Genomic DNA, 18,966 nt, shown 5'->3' with positions numbered 1-18,966 from the left:
TCATGCAGGTTACGCCCACGCTCAACGAAGGACTTAAGCGCGCCTTCACCGTCGTTGTCCCGTCTGCTGACCTGCAGGCCCGTCGCGATGCACGACTCGCTGAAGTCGCCAAGACGATCAAGCTGCCCGGTTTCCGTCCGGGCAAGGTGCCAGCCTCCCTCGTCAAACAGCGTTACAGCGATTCCGTGAATGCGGAACTGCTGGAAGAAGTGATCAACGACGCCACGACCAAGCTGTTCGCAGAGCAGAACGTCCGTCCGGCGATGCAGCCGAAGGTCGAAGTGGTCTCCGCCATCGAAGACGGCAAGGATCTCGAATTCAAGGTTGAGACCGAAGTTCTCCCGGAAATCGAAGTTCCCGACCTGTCCGGCCTGAAGCTGACGCGCCTTGGCGCCAAGGTCAGCGAAGAGACCGTTGAGAAGGCCCTGAACGACGTTGCTCGTCGCAGCCGCAAGTTCGAGACGATCGAAGAAGACCGCGCAGCCGTTCAGGGCGATGTGGTCTGCGTTGACTTTGTGGGCAAGCTGGACGGCACGCCGTTCGACGGCGGCACGGCTGACGACGTAAATGTCGAAATCGGTGGCGAAGGCTTCATCCCCGGCTTTGCCGAGCAGATGGAAGGCATGAAGGCTGGCGAAGAGCGCGTCATCAACGTGACGTTCCCCGCCGACTATCAGGCCGAAGAACTGGCCGGCAAGGCCGTGACTTTCGACATCAAGGCGAAGTCCCTGAAGAAGGCCGTTGATCCGGCCATCGACGACGAGCTTGCCAAGACGATCGGTTTCGAGAACCTCGAGCAGATCCGCAAGATCATCACCGAGCAGGCTGAAGGCGAATACCAGCAGCTCTCGCGTCTGCGCATCAAGCGTGATCTTCTGGATGCCCTGTCCGAGAAGACGGACTTCGAAGCACCGTCCAGCATGGTTGACGCCGAGTTCAACCAGATCTGGGCCCGCGTCGAAGAAGACCGCAAGGCCGGTCGTCTGGACGAAGAAGATGCTGGCAAGGACGAAGAGACCCTCAAGGCAGACTACCGTCGCATTGCCGAGCGTCGCGTGAAGCTGGGTCTGCTGCTGGCTGAAATCGGCCGCAAGCAGGAAATCCAGGTCTCCCGTGAAGAGCTTCTGGGTGCGATGCAGCAGGAAGCCCAGCGTTATCCGGGCCAGGAACAGATGGTTTTCGAGTTCTTCTCCAAGAACCCGCAGGCCGTTGAAGGGCTCCGTGGCCCGATTCTGGAAAACAAGGTCGTCGACTACCTGATCGAGCTGGCCGACGTTACCGACAAGGACGTGACGCCGGAAGAACTGGCAGAAATCCCGCCCGCCGAACTCTGATCTTTCGGCGTGGGAACCAGCGGGCACTCTTCGGGGTGCCCGTTTTTTCCTGCCTGCTCCCTTTGACGGAACGCCATGTCGGGTCCATGTTAGGGAGTAGAAGAAAGCCTATCGGGCATTGAGGAACAGACAGCATGGCCATTCGGGATCGTGATCCCCTCGAGGTGTTGAGCAACTCTCTGGTGCCGATGGTGGTCGAGCAGACTGCCCGCGGAGAGCGCGCTTTCGACATCTTTTCGCGTCTCCTTCAGGAGCGCATCATTTTCCTGACCGGACCCGTTTACGATCAGGTTTCCTCCCTGATCTGCGCGCAGCTTCTCTATCTTGAGAGCGTTAATCCCACCAAGGAAATCTCGTTCTATATCAACAGCCCGGGCGGCGTCGTGTCCGCTGGCCTCGCGATTTATGACACCATGCAGTACATCCGCTGCCCGGTCAGCACAGTCTGCATCGGTCAGGCTGCGTCCATGGGGTCGCTGCTGCTCGCAGGTGGGGAGAAGGGACACCGTTACGCCCTTCCGAATGCCCGCGTGATGGTCCATCAGCCCTCCGGCGGTGCACAGGGGCAGGCTTCGGATATCGAGATCCAGGCTCGCGAAATTCTCATCATCCGTCAGCGACTGAACGAGATCTATCGCGAGCATACCGGTCAGACACTGGAGCAGATCGAGCAAAAGCTCGAACGTGACAGCTACCTCTCGGCGCATGAAGCCCGCGAGTTCGGCCTGATCGACAAGGTCGTCGAGCGTAATCCGCACGAGACGACAGCAGACCCGAGTTAAGGCATTTCCAGAACGGGGAGCACGATGCTCCTCTTGGAACCGAAAAGCGGCATTCCGATATGCCGCTTTTCGTGTCTTGGGCCTTTCAGGCTCCGGGGTTGCCGAAGGCTTTGACCTCGGCCTAAAGTTAAAGTTCTTTCGCATGTCTGCTGCGTGAATGCGGCCATGTCGTGCGTAAGGGAAAGGAAGCAGCAGTGAGCAACAAATCCGGCGATTCCAAGAACACCCTGTATTGCTCGTTCTGTGGGAAATCCCAGCACGAAGTCCGCAAGCTGATTGCAGGTCCCACGGTTTTCATCTGTGATGAATGCGTCGAGCTGTGCATGGATATTATCCGTGAGGAGCATAAGACCCATCTCGTGAAGTCGCGTGATGGTGTTCCGACTCCCAAGGAAATCTGCAAGGTTCTTGACGATTACGTGATCGGTCAGTTCGAGGCCAAGCGTGCGCTCTCCGTGGCGGTTCACAACCACTACAAGCGCCTCGCCCATGCCGCGAAGAGCACCGATATTGAGATTGCGAAATCCAACATCCTGCTGATTGGTCCAACGGGTTCGGGCAAGACTCTGCTCGCCCAGACGCTGGCGCGTATTCTTGATGTTCCCTTCACGATGGCCGACGCCACGACCCTGACCGAAGCCGGCTATGTCGGTGAGGACGTGGAAAACATCATTCTCAAACTGCTCCAGTCCGCCGATTACAATGTGGACAGGGCGCAGCGTGGCATCGTCTATATCGACGAAATCGACAAAATTTCTCGCAAGTCCGACAACCCGTCCATCACGCGTGACGTGTCGGGTGAAGGTGTTCAGCAGGCGCTTCTGAAGCTCATGGAGGGCACGGTTGCTTCCGTGCCGCCGCAGGGTGGCCGCAAGCATCCGCAGCAGGAGTTCCTGCAGGTCGACACGACTAATATGCTCTTCATCTGTGGTGGAGCTTTCTCCGGTCTGGACAAGATCATTTCGGCCCGCGGCAAGGGTTCGGGGATTGGCTTTGGAGCTGATGTCCGTTCCGAAGATGAGCGTCGTCTGGGAGCTATCCTTCAGAGTGTGGAGCCGGAAGATCTGCTGAAATTCGGTCTTATCCCCGAATTTATTGGCCGTTTGCCGGTCATCGCTGCTCTGAATGATCTGGATGAATCCGCTCTGATCCAGATCCTGAGCAAGCCTAAAAACGCTCTGGTAAAGCAGTACGGCCGTCTGTTCGAAATGGAAGGCGTCAAGCTGACTTTTACGGATGATGCACTCGCTGCCATCGCCAAACGCGCCATCGAGCGCAAAACCGGTGCGCGCGGCCTGCGTTCGATCTTGGAAAACATCCTGCTTGGTACGATGTTCGACCTTCCCGGCCTTGAAGGGGTCGAAGAGGTCGTCATCAATCGCGAAGTGGCTGAAAGCAAGGCACAGCCGGTCTATGTCTATGGAAAAGGCAAGTCGGAGCCTGCCGAACAGTCTGCGTAAAAATGGTTTAGGCTCTTGTGTCGGAGCCTTCGGGGTTCGACATAACTGACTGAGGTTGTCCCAATTCATGCCTCTCAGGCATGAAAGAGATGCGATACTGACGCTGCAAGGCAGGTCGGTATCGCAAGATCGTCCCTCTGGAGATCAAATGAATGACTGACGATACCAAGCCGAAAACCCGTCGCCGGACAAAAAAGACGGATGACGTGGTTGTTGCAGAAACACCCGTAACAGCGCCCAAGAAGGCTGTTCGTAAGCCACGCAAGGCTGCAGCGCCTGCTGTTGTAGAAGTCGAGCAGGAGCCTATGCGTCACGATGTGATGGCCGTTCTGCCATTGCGTAATATCGTGGTCTTTCCCCACATGATCGTGCCGCTGTTTGTCGGGCGTGAAAAGTCGGTAAAGGCGCTGGAAACCGTGACACGCGAGAGCAAGCAGATCCTGCTTGTGGCGCAGAAGGATGTCTCTCTGGACGATCCTTCGGTCGATGATATCTATCGTTACGGTACAGTCTCGACCATTCTGCAGTTGCTGAAGCTGCCGGACGGCACCGTCAAGGTTCTGGTCGAGGGGACGCGTCGTGTGCATATCACGCGTCTGTTTGATGTGGACGGACATTTCGAAGCTGAAATTGAAGAAATTCCCGAAGAAGGCGTGGATGCGGCGCCGGGAAGCGAAACCGAGGCGCTGAGCCGTTCAACGGTTTCTCAGTTTGAGCAGTACATCAAGCTCAACAAGAAAATTCCGCCGGAAGTCATGGTCTCGATCAATCAGATCGAGGGTATTTCCAAGCTGGCTGATACAATTGCGAGCCACCTGAACCTCAAGATTTCCGAGAAGCAGGACATTCTGGAAACGGCGTCTCCCGCACGGCGTCTGGAGCAGGTGTTCGCTCATATCGAAACGGAAATTGGCGTTCTTCAGGTTGAGAAGCGCATCCGAAACCGCGTGAAGCGGCAGATGGAAAAAACCCAGCGCGAATATTACCTGAACGAACAGCTCAAGGCGATCCAGAAGGAGCTCGGCGAGGGCGAGGACGGTAAGGACGAGAATTCCGAGCTTGAAGAAAAGATCAACAAGACCCGTCTGAGCCGCGAAGCCAAAGAAAAAGCCCATGCCGAGCTGAAGAAGCTGCGTGGCATGAGCCCGATGTCAGCCGAGAGCACGGTGGTCCGCAACTATCTCGACTGGCTGCTGGGCATTCCCTGGAAGAAGCGCTCGAAGATCACGCGCGAGTTCCAGCATGCCGAGGACGTGCTCGAAGCCGAGCATTACGGTCTGGAGAAGGTCAAGGAACGTATTCTCGAATATCTGGCGGTGCAGACGCGTTCGCAGAAGCTTAAAGGGCCGATCCTGTGCCTTGTCGGGCCCCCGGGTGTGGGCAAGACCTCTCTGGCGCGTTCCATCGCCAAAGCAACCGGCCGTAACTACATCCGCATGTCACTGGGTGGCGTTCGTGATGAATCCGAGATCCGTGGTCATCGGCGGACCTATATTGGCTCCATGCCAGGCAAGATCATTCAGGGCATGAAGAAGGCGCGGACCTCCAATCCGCTGTTCCTGCTCGACGAGATCGACAAGCTGGGGGCTGACTGGCGCGGTGATCCGTCTTCGGCTCTGCTTGAAGTGCTGGATCCGGAACAGAATTCTACGTTTGCCGATCATTATCTCGAAGTGGATTATGATCTTTCAGACGTGATGTTCGTCACGACGGCCAACAGTCTGAACATGCCTCAGCCGCTGCTGGATCGCATGGAAATCATTAACCTCTCCGGTTATACCGAAGATGAGAAAGTGCAGATTGCGCGTCGTCATCTTCTGGGTAAACAGGCCGAGGCGCATAATCTCAAGTCAGGTGAGTGGACAGTTACGGATGACACGATCCGTGAACTGATACGGGCCTATACCCGGGAAGCCGGTGTGCGAAATCTTGAGCGCGAACTTGCCAAGCTGGCCCGCAAGACGGTCAAGGAAATCATCACGACCGGCGTCAAGCATGTCGAGATCACACCGAAAAACCTTGAGAAATATGCGGGTGTCCGTCGTTTCCGTCACGGTGAGACCGAGACGGAGGATATGGTTGGCGTTGTGACGGGGCTGGCCTGGACGCAGGTTGGTGGCGAGATCCTGACGATCGAAAGCGTGATGGTTCCGGGCAAAGGGAACGTCAAGCAGACCGGCAAGCTCGGCGAAGTCATGCAGGAAAGCATCTCGGCTGCGCTCTCCTATGTCCGCTCACGGGCACAGGATTTCGGGATCCGGCCGCCGCTGTTTGAGAAGAGGGACATCCATATCCATCTTCCTGAAGGTGCAACGCCCAAGGACGGTCCGTCTGCCGGTATTGCGCTGGCGACGTCTCTGGTGAGCATCATGACGCAGATCCCCATCCGCAGGGATGTCGCCATGACGGGCGAGATCACTCTGCGGGGCCGGGTTCTGGAGATCGGAGGGCTCAAGGAGAAGCTACTGGCAGCCCTGCGGGCAGGGATCAAGACGGTCCTGATTCCCAAGGATAACGAGAAGGATCTGGCGGAGGTGCCGGATAATGTCCGGCACGCGCTCAAGATCATTCCCGTGAGCCACGTGGATGAAGTGCTCAAGATTGCGCTGACTCGTATGCCGGAAGCCATTGAATGGGATGAAAATGTTGATCCCATCAGTGAAATAACGGTGGATAAAGCGGCTCCGCAGGCACTTCCCCACTAACACGGACGATCTTCTGCGATTCTGGCAGTTGACGCCGGAAAAATCCGCTTCATAGTGCGGCCGCAGATCGAACAAGGCGCCTGAGCCAGAAGGGACTCATCTGAGCCCGGCTCAGGCGCTCTAACACCAGAAAGGCACATCATGGAGAAGCCCCTCAACAAGCAGGAACTGATCGCCGCCGTTGCAGACGCAGCCGATCTTCCGAAGGCAAAGGCCAGCGAAGTTGTCGATGCGGTGTTCAGCACGATCGAAGCGACGCTTGCCAAGAAGCAGGAAGTCCGTCTCGTCGGCTTCGGCAGCTTCGTGACCGCAACGCGTAAGGCCGCCAAGGGCCGTAACCCGCGTACGGGCGAAGAAATCGACATTCCGGCATCCACCTCTGTCCGCTTCAAGCCGGGCAAGGGTCTGAAGGACGCCGTGAGCTGAGAAAGCTTACAAAACGGTTTCGGGTGGCTTTACCGCCATCCGAAACCGTGTATATAGACCTCACAAACATTCTGAGGGCGATTAGCTCAGCGGTAGAGCGTCTCGTTTACACCGAGAGGGTCGGCGGTTCAATCCCGTCATCGCCCACCATCATGAATACAATGCAGCCATGAACTGGCGTTTCGAATACTATGAAACGCTCGGCTCCACTTCCGATCTGTGCAAAATCAGAGCTGAGGCTGGCGAGCCTGAATATCTGGCCGTTCAGGCTTTTTCCCAAACATCAGGGCGCGGCACTCGCGGACGGACCTGGACTGACCCAGGAGGAAATCTTGCGATTTCGCTTCTGCTTCGTCCCGCTGACCCTGTTGCGTTCATAACGGCTCTTCCATTTCTCACTGCGGTAGCCTTGTACGAGACCGCTACGCATTTCTATCCTGCGACTGTGGGCCCGACGCCTTTTATGGTAAAATGGCCCAATGATCTGCTGCTGGATGGCTGCAAGATGGCTGGTGTACTGATCGAGGCGGGTGGGCCGCAGGGCAGGCCATGGGTCGTCGTGGGAATCGGAGCCAATCTGACGCAGGCTCCCGAGATCCCCGGCCGCCGTCTTGCCGCACTTTCCGAAATAACTGCTGCGCCATCCGCGAAAGCGTTTGGTAAGATTCTGGTCGCGCAGATTGAGCGCTGGACCGACATTTTGGTAGAGCAGGGATTTGAACCGATCCGGAGCGCGTGGTTGGCCCGTGCACATCCGGTCGGGTCGCGGCTTGCGGTTCAGGGTTGTGAAACCTATATTACAGGTTCATTTTCAGGGCTTGATGCGCAGGGACGCCTGCTGCTGACCCTTTCCAACGGTGAAACCATTCCGGTTGTAACCGGCGATATTCTGCTGGATTGAAGGACCGGATCGCAACGTGCTTCTCGTCATTGATGCTGGAAACACCAACATCGTGTTCGCTGTACACGACGGAAAGTCGTGGCTCGGACAATGGCGAATCTCGACGAACGAAGCACGGACGGCAGATGAATATGCGGCGTGGCTTCTGACTCTTTTCGACCGGTTGGGTCTGGATGCGAAAAAGATCAGTCGCGCCATTATCGGTACCGTGGTTCCCGTGGCGCTATATGAACTGCGCCGTTTCTGTCGTGAATGGCTGGATGTCGTGCCCCTTGTCGCCAATGCAAGGCTGGACTGGGGCATCGACGTCCTTGTTGAAAACCCGAACGAATTGGGTGCGGACCGGCGTTTGAACGGTCTGGCGGGGCGTGAATTTTATGGCACTCCTCTGATCGTTGTCGATTTTGGTACTGCGACAACGTTTGATGTCGTCAATACGGCGGGCCAGTTCTGTGGGGGCGCAATTGCTCCGGGGGTAAACCTGTCGATTGATGCATTACATCGTGCTGCGGCACGCCTGCCGCGCATGAGCATCGGACGCCCCACAACGGCAATCGGTCGCAATACGAGCGTTGCGATGCGCTCCGGCCTGTTCTGGGGCTATGTCGGGCTGGTCGAGGGACTGATCCGTCGTATTTCCGATGAAATGGACGCAAAACCGACTGTGATTGCAACAGGTGGTCTGGCCCCGCTGTTCTCTGAGGGAACGCCGCTTTTCGACGTGCTGGCGCCCGATCTGACGCTGGATGGCCTGCGCCTTCTGGCGGACCGCAATACAGGTCCGCCTCTTTCCTATTCCCCTGAGCGCCCACAGGGCATCGGGCAATGACTCTCGTTTTAATTTTATATCGTATCTGCAAGGAACTATCATGACGGAAAAACCGGACGGTCTGTCTTTCCTGCCCTTGGGCGGGACGGGCGAGATCGGCATGAATTTCAATCTCTACTGCCTCACCAAGAACGGTCGCGACACCTGGCTTGCCATCGATTGCGGCATCGGATTTTCGGGTAATGACACACCCGAAGCCGAAGTGCTGATGCCGGACCCGACCTTTATTGCTGATCGTGTGCGCGATCTGTGCGGTCTGGTAATTACCCATGCGCATGAAGATCATCTGGGTGCGGTGGCGCATCTGTGGCCGTATCTGCGCTGCCCGGTTTATGCAACGCCGTTTGCTGCTGCGGTTCTGCGGCGCAAGTTGCAGGAAGCTCATCTGAACAATCAGGTGAAGATCCACGTTATCCGTCCGGCTTCGCGTTTTGAAGTTGGACCGTTCGATCTTCAGTTTGTGTCCGTCACGCATTCCGTCGCCGAGGCTCAGGCCGTGGCACTGCGGACACCGCACGGCCTGATCGTGCATACGGGTGACTGGAAGCTGGACGAGAACCCGCTGGTCGGGCCGGTGACGGACCTTGAGACGTTTGGCAAGCTGGGCGACGAAGGCGTTCTGGCTATGGTCGGTGACAGCACCAACGTGCTCAAGCCGGGTAAGTCTGAATCCGAAGCAGACGTCCGCAAGGGCCTGACGGATCTGATCATGGGGCTGGAAGGCCGCATTGCCGTGACGTGTTTTGCCAGTAACGTGGCGCGCGTTGAGAGCATCGCCAAGGCCGCTCAGGCTTCGGGGCGTGTGGTCATGATCGTCGGGCGCTCGCTGCGTAACCTTGAGACCGCTGCGCGTGAGTGCGGCTATTTTCAGGATCTGCCGCCGTTCCTGACCGAGCAGGACGCGCGGGATGTGGATGATGACAGCCTGCTGATGATCATTACGGGCAGTCAGGGCGAGCCGCGCTCGGCCCTGTCGCGAATTGCGTCTGACACGCATCCGAACATCGCCCTCGGCGAAGGCGATACGGTGATCTACAGCTCGCGGATGATTCCGGGCAACGAGCAGGCCGTCATGGCTGTGCAGGACAATCTGTCGCGCCGTGGCGTGACGGTTCTGACAGATAAGGACGCCAAGGTTCATACGTCTGGCCATGCCACCAGCGAAGACATTCGCACGCTCTATCGAATTGTCCGTCCGAAATACAGCATCCCAACCCACGGTGAATGGCGTCACCTGACCGCCCATGCCGCACTGGCGCACGAAATGGGTTCCGAGCCGATCCTGCTGGAAGATGGCGATATCCTCAACCTGTCTCCGGGTGAGGTGAAGGTTGTCGATACGGCGCCGACGGGCCGTCTGGCACTGGATGGCGGTCGTCTGCTGCCGATGACGGGTGGTGTTCTCGCAGCCCGTCGCAAGATGCTGTTCAACGGCATCGTGCTGGCCAGTTTTGCCGTCGATGACGAAGGTTATGTCATTGGTGAGCCGAAGATCAGTGCGCCGGGCCTGCTGGAATCGGATGATCCGGAAAGCATCCGCATTCAGGAAGAATTTGCCGACTCCATCGACCAGATCCCGGATGAACTGCGTCAGGATGATGCAGCCTTCCGCGATGCGGCCAAAACGGCCCTGCGCCGTGCTCTGGGGCGGAAGCTTCAGAAGCGCCCGCTTGTCGATGTCCATCTGCTGCGCGTCTGAGAGAAGTAACATATGCGTTTGACGAAAGCCTTTCAGCCGACGCTGAAGGAAGTGCCGGCCGAGGCGCAGATCGCGTCTCACCGCCTGATGCTGCGTGCTGGCCTTGTGCGCCAGACCTCTTCGGGCATCTATGCCTGGCTGCCGGCAGGCCTGCGGGTTCTGCGCAATATCGAGCAGATCGTTCGCGAAGAGCAGGATGCTATCGGCGCACAGGAAGTCCTGATGCCGACGCTTCAGTCCGCCGATCTGTGGCGCCGCTCTGGGCGTTATGACGCTTATGGTCCGGAAATGCTCCGGATTCAGGATCGTCATGGCCGTGATCTGCTGTACGGGCCGACGAATGAGGAAATGATCACGGATATCTTCGGAGCGTCCGTGAAATCCTACAAGGATCTGCCCAAGGCACTCTACCACATCCAGTGGAAGTTCCGTGATGAGGTGCGTCCCCGTTTCGGCGTGATGCGTGGGCGTGAGTTCCTGATGAAGGACGCCTATTCCTTCGATGCGACATACGAGGATGCCGTCGCCAGCTATCGCCGGATGATGCTGTCTTATCTGCGTATCTTCCAGCGTCTGGGTGTTCGGGCTGTTCCGATGGTCGCCGATACGGGACCGATCGGTGGTGATCTGAGCCACGAATTCCTCGTTCTTGCTCCGACGGGTGAAAGCGGCGTCTTCTTCGATGCCGCACTCGAAGAGCAGGACTGGCTGGGTCGTCCGGTCGATTGTGACGATCACGAAAGTCTCGCCACATTCTTCTCAACCGTGACCGATCATTATGCGGCAACGGATGAGAAGCACGACGAGGCCGAATGGGCCAAAATCCCGGAGGAGCGCAAGCGCGAAGGCCGCGGGATCGAAGTCGGTCACATCTTCTATTTCGGTACGAAGTACACGGAATCGATGGGTATTGAAGTGATCGGCTCTGACGGGGCGTCGTTCCATCCGCAGATGGGGTCCTACGGCATTGGTGTGTCGCGTCTGGTCGGCGCAATCATCGAGGCGTCGCATGATGAGGCCGGCATTATCTGGCCCGCATCGGTCGCGCCATATCGTGCGGCAATCCTGAATCTGCGTCAGGGTGATGAGGCCTGCGATGCGATTTGTGAGAGCATTTACGGCACCGATCCTGAGAACCTGTTGTATGATGACCGCTCGGACCGCGCGGGTGTGAAGTTCAACGATGCGGATCTGATGGGACATCCCTGGCAGATCATCGTCGGACCGCGCGGCGCCAAGGAAGGCAAGGTCGAACTCAAGCAGCGTGCTACAGGCGAGCGGTTTGAGCTGTCGGTCGAGGATGCTCTGGCCAAAATCGGAGCTGCCTGATGTTCGGCCGCTTTGAGCGCATGGTGGCGGGACGGTATCTCCGTGCCCGCCGTGGCGAACGTTTCGCTTCGATCATCGCCATTTTCTCCCTGATCGGGATAGCGCTTGGAGTGGCGACTCTCATCATCGTCATGTCGGTGATGAACGGCTTTAAGGCCGATCTGATGGGACGCATCCTCGGGCTGCACGGTGATCTGACCGTGTATGGGTACGGGCGCCCTATCGAAGTTTATGAAAACGATGTGGCCGCTATCCGGCAGGTTCCGGGCGTAAAATCCGTCATCCCCATGGCGCAGGGAACCGTTTTGGTGGAGGCGGGGCGTTTCTCGTCCGGAGCGGAAATGCAGGGCGTGTCCCAGCAGTCGCTGCGGGACTGGACGGCGCTGAGCAGCGGGATCATCGCAGGAAATCTTAATAACTTCACCGGTGATGACGCGGTTGCGATCGGAACGACGATGGCCGATCGGGCAGGGCTGACAGTTGGCTCCCCGATCACGCTGCTGTCTCCAGACGGGCAGGCGACGCCGTTCGGCACCATGCCACGCGTGAAAACCTATCATGTTGCTGCCATTTTCGATGCCAACTGGAACGATTACAATTCCAGCATCGTTCTGATGCCGCTACCGGCTGCACAGAAATTCCTGATGCTGGGGTCTTCGGCTGTTTCGCTCATTCAGGTTTCGACGAATGACCCGTCCAATGTCCAGCCGACGCGCAAGGCGATTGCCGAGCTTCTGGAAGACCCGCGTCTGCGGGTGCTGGACTGGACGCAGAGCGCCAACGGTTTTCTGGATGCGGTCACAGTCGAGCAGAACGTCATGTTCCTGATCCTGACGCTCATCATTCTTGTCGCGGCGTTCAATGTGATTTCGTCGCTGATCATGATGGTCAAGGATAAGACGCGGGATATCGCGGTACTGCGGACGCTTGGTGCGAGCAGAGGCGCGATTATGCGGATTTTCCTCATGTGCGGCGCGTCTGTCGGAATTGTCGGAACCGTAGCGGGGTCCGCGCTGGGAATTGCTTTTGCGCTGAATATTGAACGGATCCGACAGTGGCTTCAGTCTTTGACTGGAACCAATCTGTTCAATCCGGAAGTCTATTTTCTGGAGCGTCTGCCTGCGAAACTGGTGTGGTCTCAAGTGTGGGAAGTGATCGGAATGTCTCTGGCGCTCTCGCTTCTGGCGACTCTTTATCCGTCCTGGCGCGCGGCCAGAACCGATCCGATTGAGGCCCTGCGTCATGAATGACCGTTCAGTCGGGGCAAGTGCCTTGCGTCTTGAAAGCCTGAAACGCCGTTTCCGGTCGGGTGAAGAGACGCTTGAAATCCTGAGCGGAGCCGAGTTCGAGCTGCGAGCCGGTGAAATCGTGGCTCTCGTTGCGCCAAGTGGCACAGGAAAGTCCACGCTTCTGCACCTTGCAGGTCTGCTGGAAGCGCCGTCTGAAGGCACGGTTTTCGTGGCAGATCGTCCGGCAAGCGGATTGAGCGATACATTGCGGACGGCGATCCGGCGGGATCAGATCGGGTTTGTGTATCAGTTCCACCATCTTCTTGGTGAGTTCACGGCCTGCGAAAACGTCATGCTGCCGCAGCTCATTGCTGGCGTTTCCCCGAAGCAGGCTCGCGCACGCGCCAAGGATCTGCTCGGCCGCTTTGGGCTCTCTCATCGCCTTGAATCGCTGCCCGGTCGCCTGTCCGGTGGAGAGCAGCAGCGGACCGCAATTGCGAGAGCGTTGGCCAATCAGCCCAAGCTTCTTCTGGCAGACGAACCGACCGGCAATCTGGATATAGGCACGGCGGATCATGTGTTTGGAGAGCTTCTGCGTGTCGTGCGGGAAGAGGGCGCAGCGGCGCTGATCGCTACGCATAATGACGAACTGGCCTCACGTATGGACCGGACCGTGACGTTGCGGGATGGAAAACTCGTTTCGCTATAGGACGCTGAATCGAAGCGGCAGGTTTCAAAAACTCCTGCATCCGATGGCCGTCCCTGATAGACTTGCGGCATGTCTCATGCCGATTTTGTTCATCTCAGAAATCACTCTGCCTATTCCCTGAGTCAGGGTGCGATCCGGATTCCCGAACTCGTGAGTCTGGCCGCCAAAAATGCCATGCCAGCCGTTGCCCTTACGGATAGTGGCAATCTCTTCGGTGCGCTTGAATTCTCGCTCTATTGTCGGAGCAACGGTGTCCAGCCGATCGTGGGCTGCCAAATTTCACTTCCACCTTGCTCGACCAAACCGGGAGCTGTTTCAGAGCCTCTGGTTCTTCTGGCGCGGAACGAGGAAGGCCTCGCAAACCTCCAGATCCTGTCTTCCGAAGGATTTCTGAACGGCGATCCTGCCGATCCTTCCATTGCGGTCGAATTTCTCTGCCAGCACGCGGCAGGGCTGTTTCTGCTGACTGGCGGCAATCGCGGCCCGATCAACAGGCTGATTCTTGAAGAGCAGAAGTCGGAGGCAAAGGCGCTGCTGACAAGGCTGGAAGCGTCTTTCCGGGGGAATATCGCGGTCGAACTGAACCGACTTGGAGAGGCTGGAGAACAGGAGGTCGAGAGTGTTCTGATCCCGCTGGCGGATGAGATGAACATTCCTCTGGTAGCGACCAATGAGTGCTTCTTTCCCAAGCCTGAAATGCATGAAGCCCATGATGCGCTGCTGTGCATCGCGCAGGGGCGAACCATTGCAGAAGACGATCGTTGGCATGTGTCCCCACAGGCCTGGTTCAAAACGCCCGCTGAAATGCGCGCTGTCTTTCACGACCTGCCGGAAGCCTGCGACAACACACTGATCATTGCACAAAAATGCGCGGTGGCAGCCTGCACGCGCAAGCCGCTTCTGCCAATCTGCCCGAAGGTTCGGGAAGGTTCGACGGAAGAAGAAACTCTGCGCGCCATGGCCTGGGAAGGGCTGGAAAAGCGTCTTGAAGCGGTCAGTGCGGATGAGGAAAAGCGTAGACTTTACTCAGAACGGCTTCAGGTAGAACTCGATATCATCGTGGGGATGGGGTTCCCGGGCTACTTTCTGATCGTTGCAGACTTCATCCAGTGGGCAAAAGCGCACGACATTCCGGTCGGCCCCGGACGTGGGTCAGGGGCAGGGTCGCTTGTGGCCTATGCACTGACGATTACGGACATTGATCCCATTCCGTTCGGGCTGCTGTTCGAGAGGTTTTTGAATCCCGAGCGCGTTTCCATGCCGGATTTCGATATCGATTTCTGTCAGGATCGTCGCGATGAGGTGATCCGTTATGTGCGCGAGGAATACGGTGGAAGCCGGGTGGCGCAGATCATCACGTTCGGAAAGCTTCAGGCCAAGGCGGCAGTGCGGGACGTGGGCCGTGTGTTGGGATTGCCTTATGGCATGGTCAACCGTGTAGCCGAACTGATCCCGAACAATCCTGCCAAGCCCGTGTCGCTCTCGGACGCAATTGACGGAGAGCCACGGCTTCAGGAAATGCGCGACAGTGATGAGTCGCTCAAGCGCCTGATGGAAATCGCGTTGCAGCTCGAAGGGCTGTACCGTCACGCCTCCACCCATGCTGCGGGCGTGGTGATCGGTGATCGAGAACTGGTGGAACTGGTGCCGTTGTACCGCGATCCCAAGAGCGACATGCTCGTGACGCAGTACAACATGAAATATGTCGAGCAGGCCGGGCTGGTAAAGTTCGATTTCCTTGGCCTGACAACGCTCACGATCCTTAAGCGCGGACTGGATTTCCTTGAAGAACAAGGAATTACAGTCGATCTCTCACGTATTCCGCTGGACGATGCGAAGACATTCGAAATGCTGGCCAAGGGCGATACGGCCGGTGTCTTCCAGTTCGAAGGCGCGGGGATGCGGGACATGCTTAAACAGATGGCGGCCAGTAGGCTCGAAGATCTGATTGCGGGCGTTTCGCTGTATCGTCCGGGACCGATGGCCAATATTCCGGATTACTGTCGGCGCAAACACGGCGAGCACTGGGAGCCTCCGCACGAGGAAATTCGCGACATTCTTGAAGAGACCTATGGCATCATGGTCTATCAGGAACAGGTCATGCAGATCGCGCAGAAGATGGCTGGTTACAGTCTTGGTGGTGCAGATCTGCTGCGGCGTGCGATGGGCAAAAAGATTGCCTCTGAAATGGAAAAACAGCGCGCGATTTTCACTGAAGGTGCCACAGCCCGCGGTATTCCGCAGGATAAGGCGATCGAAGTCTTTGATCTTATGGCTCGTTTCGCCGATTATGGCTTCAATAAATCGCATGCAGCAGCTTACGCACTGGTGTCCTATCAGACGGCTTGGATGAAAGCGAACCATCCGGTAGCGTTTCTTGCCGGCTGCATGTCTTTGGCTCGGGAAAAAACGGATAAGCTGGCAGCATTGTGTCAGGAAGCACGCAGGATGAAGATTCCCGTGTTACCCGTTGATATCAATAAATCTATGGCAGATTTTTCCATCGAGATGATGGAGGACGGACAGCAGGGTATTCGCTATGCGCTTTCAGCCATTAAGCGTGTGGGAGCCGTGGCGATGGAAAGCGTCGTTGCTTCGCGCGGAGAACGTCCATTTCAGGATCTGACGGATTTTTCCGAACGCTGTGATCCAAAGAGCCTGAACAAGATCCAGATCGAAAGTCTTGCAAAAGCAGGAGCTTTCGACAGTCTTCTCAAAGACAGACACACGGTTTTTGCCAGTGCTGACATTCTCCTGCGTCGTGCTCAGGCGCGTGCGCAGGAAGAAAAAGTAGGTCAGACGGGCCTGTTTGGCGGCGTTGGGCAGGAACGTGAGATCCTGCGGTTGAACGAAGGGCGCCCCTGGCCAGATTTCGAGCGTCTTTCGCTTGAAGCCTCGGCTATCGGCTTTCATATGAGTGCTCATCCGCTCGATGCCTATCGCAGTGTGTTGCGCAGACTTGGGGTTACACCATCCAACGCCCTGGAAAACGCTGCAAAAACAGGGACAACGCGCGTCAAGATCGCAGGCTGCGTTGTCGATCGCAAGGAGCGGCCGACCCGGACCGGCAAGAAGATGGCATGGGTCAATCTGTCCGATAGCGGCGGAGGATGCGAGGTTACGCTCTTTTCAGAAACACTGATCTCCTGTCGAGATCTGCTGGTGGCCGGACAGGCCATTCTGGTGAATGCCGAACTCAAGATTGACGGGGATGCGCTGCGGATTACGGCCCAGAGCGTCATTGATCTTGAGGCCGCTGCGGCGGCAGAACGGTCGGAAATTCGTGTCTGGCTGAAGCAGGAAAGTGCTTTGTCCGAACTTACGGCTCTTCTGGAAGAAGTTCAGGGAGGATTTGGTCGGGTGAAGCTCCTGCCTTCCGTTGAGGAAACGCAGGACGTGGAAATCTCCATTCCGGGACTGTACCGCGTAACCCCCCGACTGGCGGAGCGGCTGCGGACGATCCGGGGGGTGGAAAAGGCGCAGCAGGTCTGATCCTGCGTGTGGATATTGTATGAAATTCTGCGGACAGAGCTTGCGTCCGCAGGGATTTTCCGCCATATCGCGAGCGTTCTTCGTCGGGATCTGTCCTGACGGAAACAATCCGCACGCATGGCTCTCGGGTTATCTGGTGTCCTTTTCAAAGGGACGTTGCCATGCGGAGGTTTAACCAGACGCAAGGAATTCTGAATCATGGCAATGCCTGATTTCACCATGCGCCAGCTGCTCGAAGCCGGCGTTCATTTTGGTCACCACACCCGTCGCTGGAACCCGGCCATGGCGCCGTACCTGTTCGGTGTGCGCAACCAGGTTCACATCATCGACCTGCAGCAGACGGTTCCGATGCTGGACCGCGCCCTGAAGGTTGTCCGTGACACCGTTGCCAACGGTGGCCGCGTCCTGTTCGTTGGCACCAAGCGCGCTGCGGCTGACCATGTTGCTGAAGCTGCACAGCGTTGCGGCCAGTACTACGTCAACCACCGCTGGCTCGGCGGGATGCTGACCAACTGGAAGACCATCACGGGTTCCATCAAGCGTCTGCGCCAGATCGACGAAATGCTGTCCAATGGCACGGCTGGTCTGACGAAGAAGGAAGTTCTCGACATCACGCGTGACCGTGAGAAGCTCGAGCGTTCCCTCGGCGGCATCAAGGAAATGGGTGGCCTGCCCGACCTGCTGTTCGTGATCGACACGAATAAGGAAAAGCTGGCGATTGAAGAAGCCACGAAGCTTGGCATTCCGGTCATCGGCGTTCTGGACAGCAACTCCAACCCTGCTGGCGTGACCTATCCGATCCCGGGCAACGATGACGCCATCCGCGCTATCACCCTGTATTGCGATCTGGTTTCCGGTGCGGTTCTCGACGGTATTTCCGCCGAGCTGGCTGCTTCGGGTCAGGACATCGGTGCTGTCGAAGAACTGCCAGCTGAGACGGCTGTTCTTGAAGCCGCCGCTGCTGAAGGCGCAGAAGCTCCCGCTTCCGCAGGCTGAACAGACTGCCGGGGTCCGGTCATGGAAAACGGCAACTGAAACATGGCATGCGGCCGGGCGAGTTCGTCCGGCCGCATGATCTTTTTTGAGGGATGAGATAAATGGCAGAAATCACAGCAGCCCTGGTTCGCGAACTGCGCGAAGCCACTGGCGCAGGCATGATGGATTGCAAGAAGGCCCTGACGGAAGCTGCCGGCGACATGGACGCCGCCATCGACTGGCTGCGCACGAAGGGTCTGTCCCAGGCTGCAAAGAAGTCCGGCCGTACGACGGCTGAAGGTCTGGTCGGCGTTGTGTCCGGCAAGAACCGCGCCGCTATGGTCGAAGTGAACGCCGAGACGGACTTCGTGGGTCGTAACGAAGCCTTCCAGGCATTCGTCGAGCAGGTCGCTCATGTTGCTCTCGAAGTCGGTGACGATCTGGACATCATCAAGGCTGCCAAGGTTCCGTCCGGCCGTACGGTTGCTGACGAACTGACGCACCTGATCGCAACGATTGGCGAGAACATGGCCATCCGTCGCGCCAAGGTCCTGTCGGTCGAGTCCGGCGTTGTTGCCAGCTACGTTCACAGCGCCCTGCGTCCGGGTATCGGCAAGATCGGCGTTCTCGCCGCTCTCGAAGCTCCGTCCGAGTCTGACGCGCTGCTGACGCTGGGCCGCCAGATCGGCATGCATGTTGCAGCCACCCGTCCGGCTGCACTGGATGTTGCCAGCGTCGATCCGGAGTCCCTGGAGCGTGAGCGCGCTGTTCTGATTGAGCAGGCTCGTGAGTCCGGTAAGCCGGAAGCCATTATTGAGAAGATGGTCGAAGGCCGTATCCGCAAGTTCTATGAAGAAGTCGTTCTTCTGGAGCAGGTGTGGGTTCTGGACGGCGAAAGCCGCGTCTCCAAGGTTGTCGAGAAGGCTGGCGCAAAGCTGGCTGGTTTCGAGCGCTTCCAGCTCGGTGAAGGCATCGAGAAGGAAGAGAGCGACTTCGCTGCTGAAGTCGCCGCTGCCGCTGGCACCAAGTAAGGTTTTTCCGTTTCCGATCTGAGCCGGATCTGTCTGGTTCAGATCGGACGTGAAAGTCTGTAAAA

General features: G+C 57.6%; 14 protein-coding genes and 1 tRNA gene. All 15 read left to right on the top strand.

The genetic code is table 11. The features are described from left to right. Positions 1 to 2: 2 nt before the first annotated feature. The 15 genes from tig to tsf all read left to right on the top strand — a co-directional run bounded on the left by tig (position 3) and on the right by tsf (position 18,901). The gene (tig, locus tag HKD21_RS05580) at positions 3 to 1,334 is read left to right on the top strand and encodes a trigger factor (protein WP_194254614.1); all 1,332 of its coding nucleotides are present in this window, start codon (positions 3 to 5) and stop codon (positions 1,332 to 1,334) included. A gap of 134 nt (positions 1,335 to 1,468) precedes the next feature. After that, a complete protein-coding gene (locus HKD21_RS05575; protein WP_062029672.1) occupies positions 1,469 to 2,116 on the top strand; it encodes an ATP-dependent Clp protease proteolytic subunit in 648 nt (215 codons plus the stop codon). Between the two features lie 194 nt (positions 2,117 to 2,310). Next, entirely contained in the window at positions 2,311 to 3,576 is a 1,266-nt protein-coding gene (gene clpX, locus HKD21_RS05570) for an ATP-dependent Clp protease ATP-binding subunit ClpX (RefSeq protein WP_194254613.1), read from the top strand. 152 nt (positions 3,577 to 3,728) lie between these two features. Beyond that, positions 3,729 to 6,281, top strand: a complete 2,553-nt coding sequence (gene lon / locus HKD21_RS05565) for an endopeptidase La (protein WP_194254612.1) — start codon at positions 3,729 to 3,731, stop codon at positions 6,279 to 6,281. A gap of 141 nt (positions 6,282 to 6,422) precedes the next feature. Continuing rightward, on the top strand, positions 6,423 to 6,707 hold the full coding sequence (locus HKD21_RS05560; RefSeq protein WP_011251684.1) for an HU family DNA-binding protein: 285 nt from the start codon (positions 6,423 to 6,425) through the stop codon (positions 6,705 to 6,707). A gap of 75 nt (positions 6,708 to 6,782) precedes the next feature. Continuing rightward, positions 6,783 to 6,857, top strand: a tRNA-Val gene (locus HKD21_RS05555). 19 nt (positions 6,858 to 6,876) lie between these two features. After that, the gene (locus HKD21_RS05550) at positions 6,877 to 7,608 is read left to right on the top strand and encodes a biotin--[acetyl-CoA-carboxylase] ligase (protein ID WP_194254611.1); all 732 of its coding nucleotides are present in this window, start codon (positions 6,877 to 6,879) and stop codon (positions 7,606 to 7,608) included. Between the two features lie 16 nt (positions 7,609 to 7,624). Further along, positions 7,625 to 8,437: a type III pantothenate kinase gene (locus tag HKD21_RS05545; RefSeq protein WP_194254610.1), complete on the top strand. Its 813-nt coding sequence runs from the start codon at positions 7,625 to 7,627 to the stop codon at positions 8,435 to 8,437. Positions 8,438 to 8,477: 40 nt separating this feature from the next. Next, positions 8,478 to 10,136 (top strand): ribonuclease J, encoded by a 1,659-nt coding sequence (locus HKD21_RS05540; protein WP_194254609.1) that lies wholly within the window; start codon positions 8,478 to 8,480, stop codon positions 10,134 to 10,136. A 12-nt stretch (positions 10,137 to 10,148) separates the two neighbouring features. After that, the gene (proS, locus tag HKD21_RS05535; RefSeq protein WP_194254608.1) at positions 10,149 to 11,465 is read left to right on the top strand and encodes a proline--tRNA ligase; all 1,317 of its coding nucleotides are present in this window, start codon (positions 10,149 to 10,151) and stop codon (positions 11,463 to 11,465) included. Beyond that, positions 11,465 to 12,715 (top strand): lipoprotein-releasing ABC transporter permease subunit, encoded by a 1,251-nt coding sequence (locus tag HKD21_RS05530; protein ID WP_194254607.1) that lies wholly within the window; start codon positions 11,465 to 11,467, stop codon positions 12,713 to 12,715. The genes proS and HKD21_RS05530 overlap by 1 nt, the downstream gene beginning before the upstream one ends. Then, positions 12,708 to 13,403, top strand: coding sequence for an ABC transporter ATP-binding protein (locus HKD21_RS05525; RefSeq protein WP_194254606.1), 696 nt, complete (start codon positions 12,708 to 12,710; stop codon positions 13,401 to 13,403). The genes HKD21_RS05530 and HKD21_RS05525 overlap by 8 nt, the downstream gene beginning before the upstream one ends. 69 nt (positions 13,404 to 13,472) lie before the next feature. After that, positions 13,473 to 16,895: a DNA polymerase III subunit alpha gene (gene dnaE, locus HKD21_RS05520; RefSeq protein ID WP_194254605.1), complete on the top strand. Its 3,423-nt coding sequence runs from the start codon at positions 13,473 to 13,475 to the stop codon at positions 16,893 to 16,895. 198 nt (positions 16,896 to 17,093) lie between these two features. After that, complete coding sequence (gene rpsB / locus HKD21_RS05515; RefSeq protein WP_194254604.1) at positions 17,094 to 17,891, top strand: 30S ribosomal protein S2; 798 nt, start codon at positions 17,094 to 17,096, stop codon at positions 17,889 to 17,891. A gap of 101 nt (positions 17,892 to 17,992) precedes the next feature. Next, positions 17,993 to 18,901, top strand: coding sequence for a translation elongation factor Ts (gene tsf / locus HKD21_RS05510; RefSeq protein ID WP_194254603.1), 909 nt, complete (start codon positions 17,993 to 17,995; stop codon positions 18,899 to 18,901). Positions 18,902 to 18,966 lie beyond the last annotated feature (65 nt).

It is taken from the genome of Gluconobacter cerevisiae (genome assembly GCF_015244675.1).
Taxonomy (GTDB): domain Bacteria; phylum Pseudomonadota; class Alphaproteobacteria; order Acetobacterales; family Acetobacteraceae; genus Gluconobacter; species Gluconobacter cerevisiae.
The sequence above is the reverse complement of the archived record's forward strand: the minus strand, read 5'-3'. Positions and strand labels throughout refer to the sequence as shown.

Coding starts and splice junctions, on each gene's coding strand:
- HKD21_RS05560 (WP_011251684.1), top strand. CDS start 6,423: ATGGAGAAGCCCCTCAACAAGCAGGAACTGATCGCCGCCGTTGCAGAC.
- HKD21_RS05550 (WP_194254611.1), top strand. CDS start 6,877: ATGAACTGGCGTTTCGAATACTATGAAACGCTCGGCTCCACTTCCGAT.
- tig (WP_194254614.1), top strand. CDS start 3: ATGCAGGTTACGCCCACGCTCAACGAAGGACTTAAGCGCGCCTTCACC.
- HKD21_RS05540 (WP_194254609.1), top strand. CDS start 8,478: ATGACGGAAAAACCGGACGGTCTGTCTTTCCTGCCCTTGGGCGGGACG.
- HKD21_RS05575 (WP_062029672.1), top strand. CDS start 1,469: ATGGCCATTCGGGATCGTGATCCCCTCGAGGTGTTGAGCAACTCTCTG.
- dnaE (WP_194254605.1), top strand. CDS start 13,473: ATGTCTCATGCCGATTTTGTTCATCTCAGAAATCACTCTGCCTATTCC.
- rpsB (WP_194254604.1), top strand. CDS start 17,094: ATGGCAATGCCTGATTTCACCATGCGCCAGCTGCTCGAAGCCGGCGTT.
- tsf (WP_194254603.1), top strand. CDS start 17,993: ATGGCAGAAATCACAGCAGCCCTGGTTCGCGAACTGCGCGAAGCCACT.
- HKD21_RS05525 (WP_194254606.1), top strand. CDS start 12,708: ATGAATGACCGTTCAGTCGGGGCAAGTGCCTTGCGTCTTGAAAGCCTG.
- HKD21_RS05530 (WP_194254607.1), top strand. CDS start 11,465: ATGTTCGGCCGCTTTGAGCGCATGGTGGCGGGACGGTATCTCCGTGCC.
- lon (WP_194254612.1), top strand. CDS start 3,729: ATGACTGACGATACCAAGCCGAAAACCCGTCGCCGGACAAAAAAGACG.
- proS (WP_194254608.1), top strand. CDS start 10,149: ATGCGTTTGACGAAAGCCTTTCAGCCGACGCTGAAGGAAGTGCCGGCC.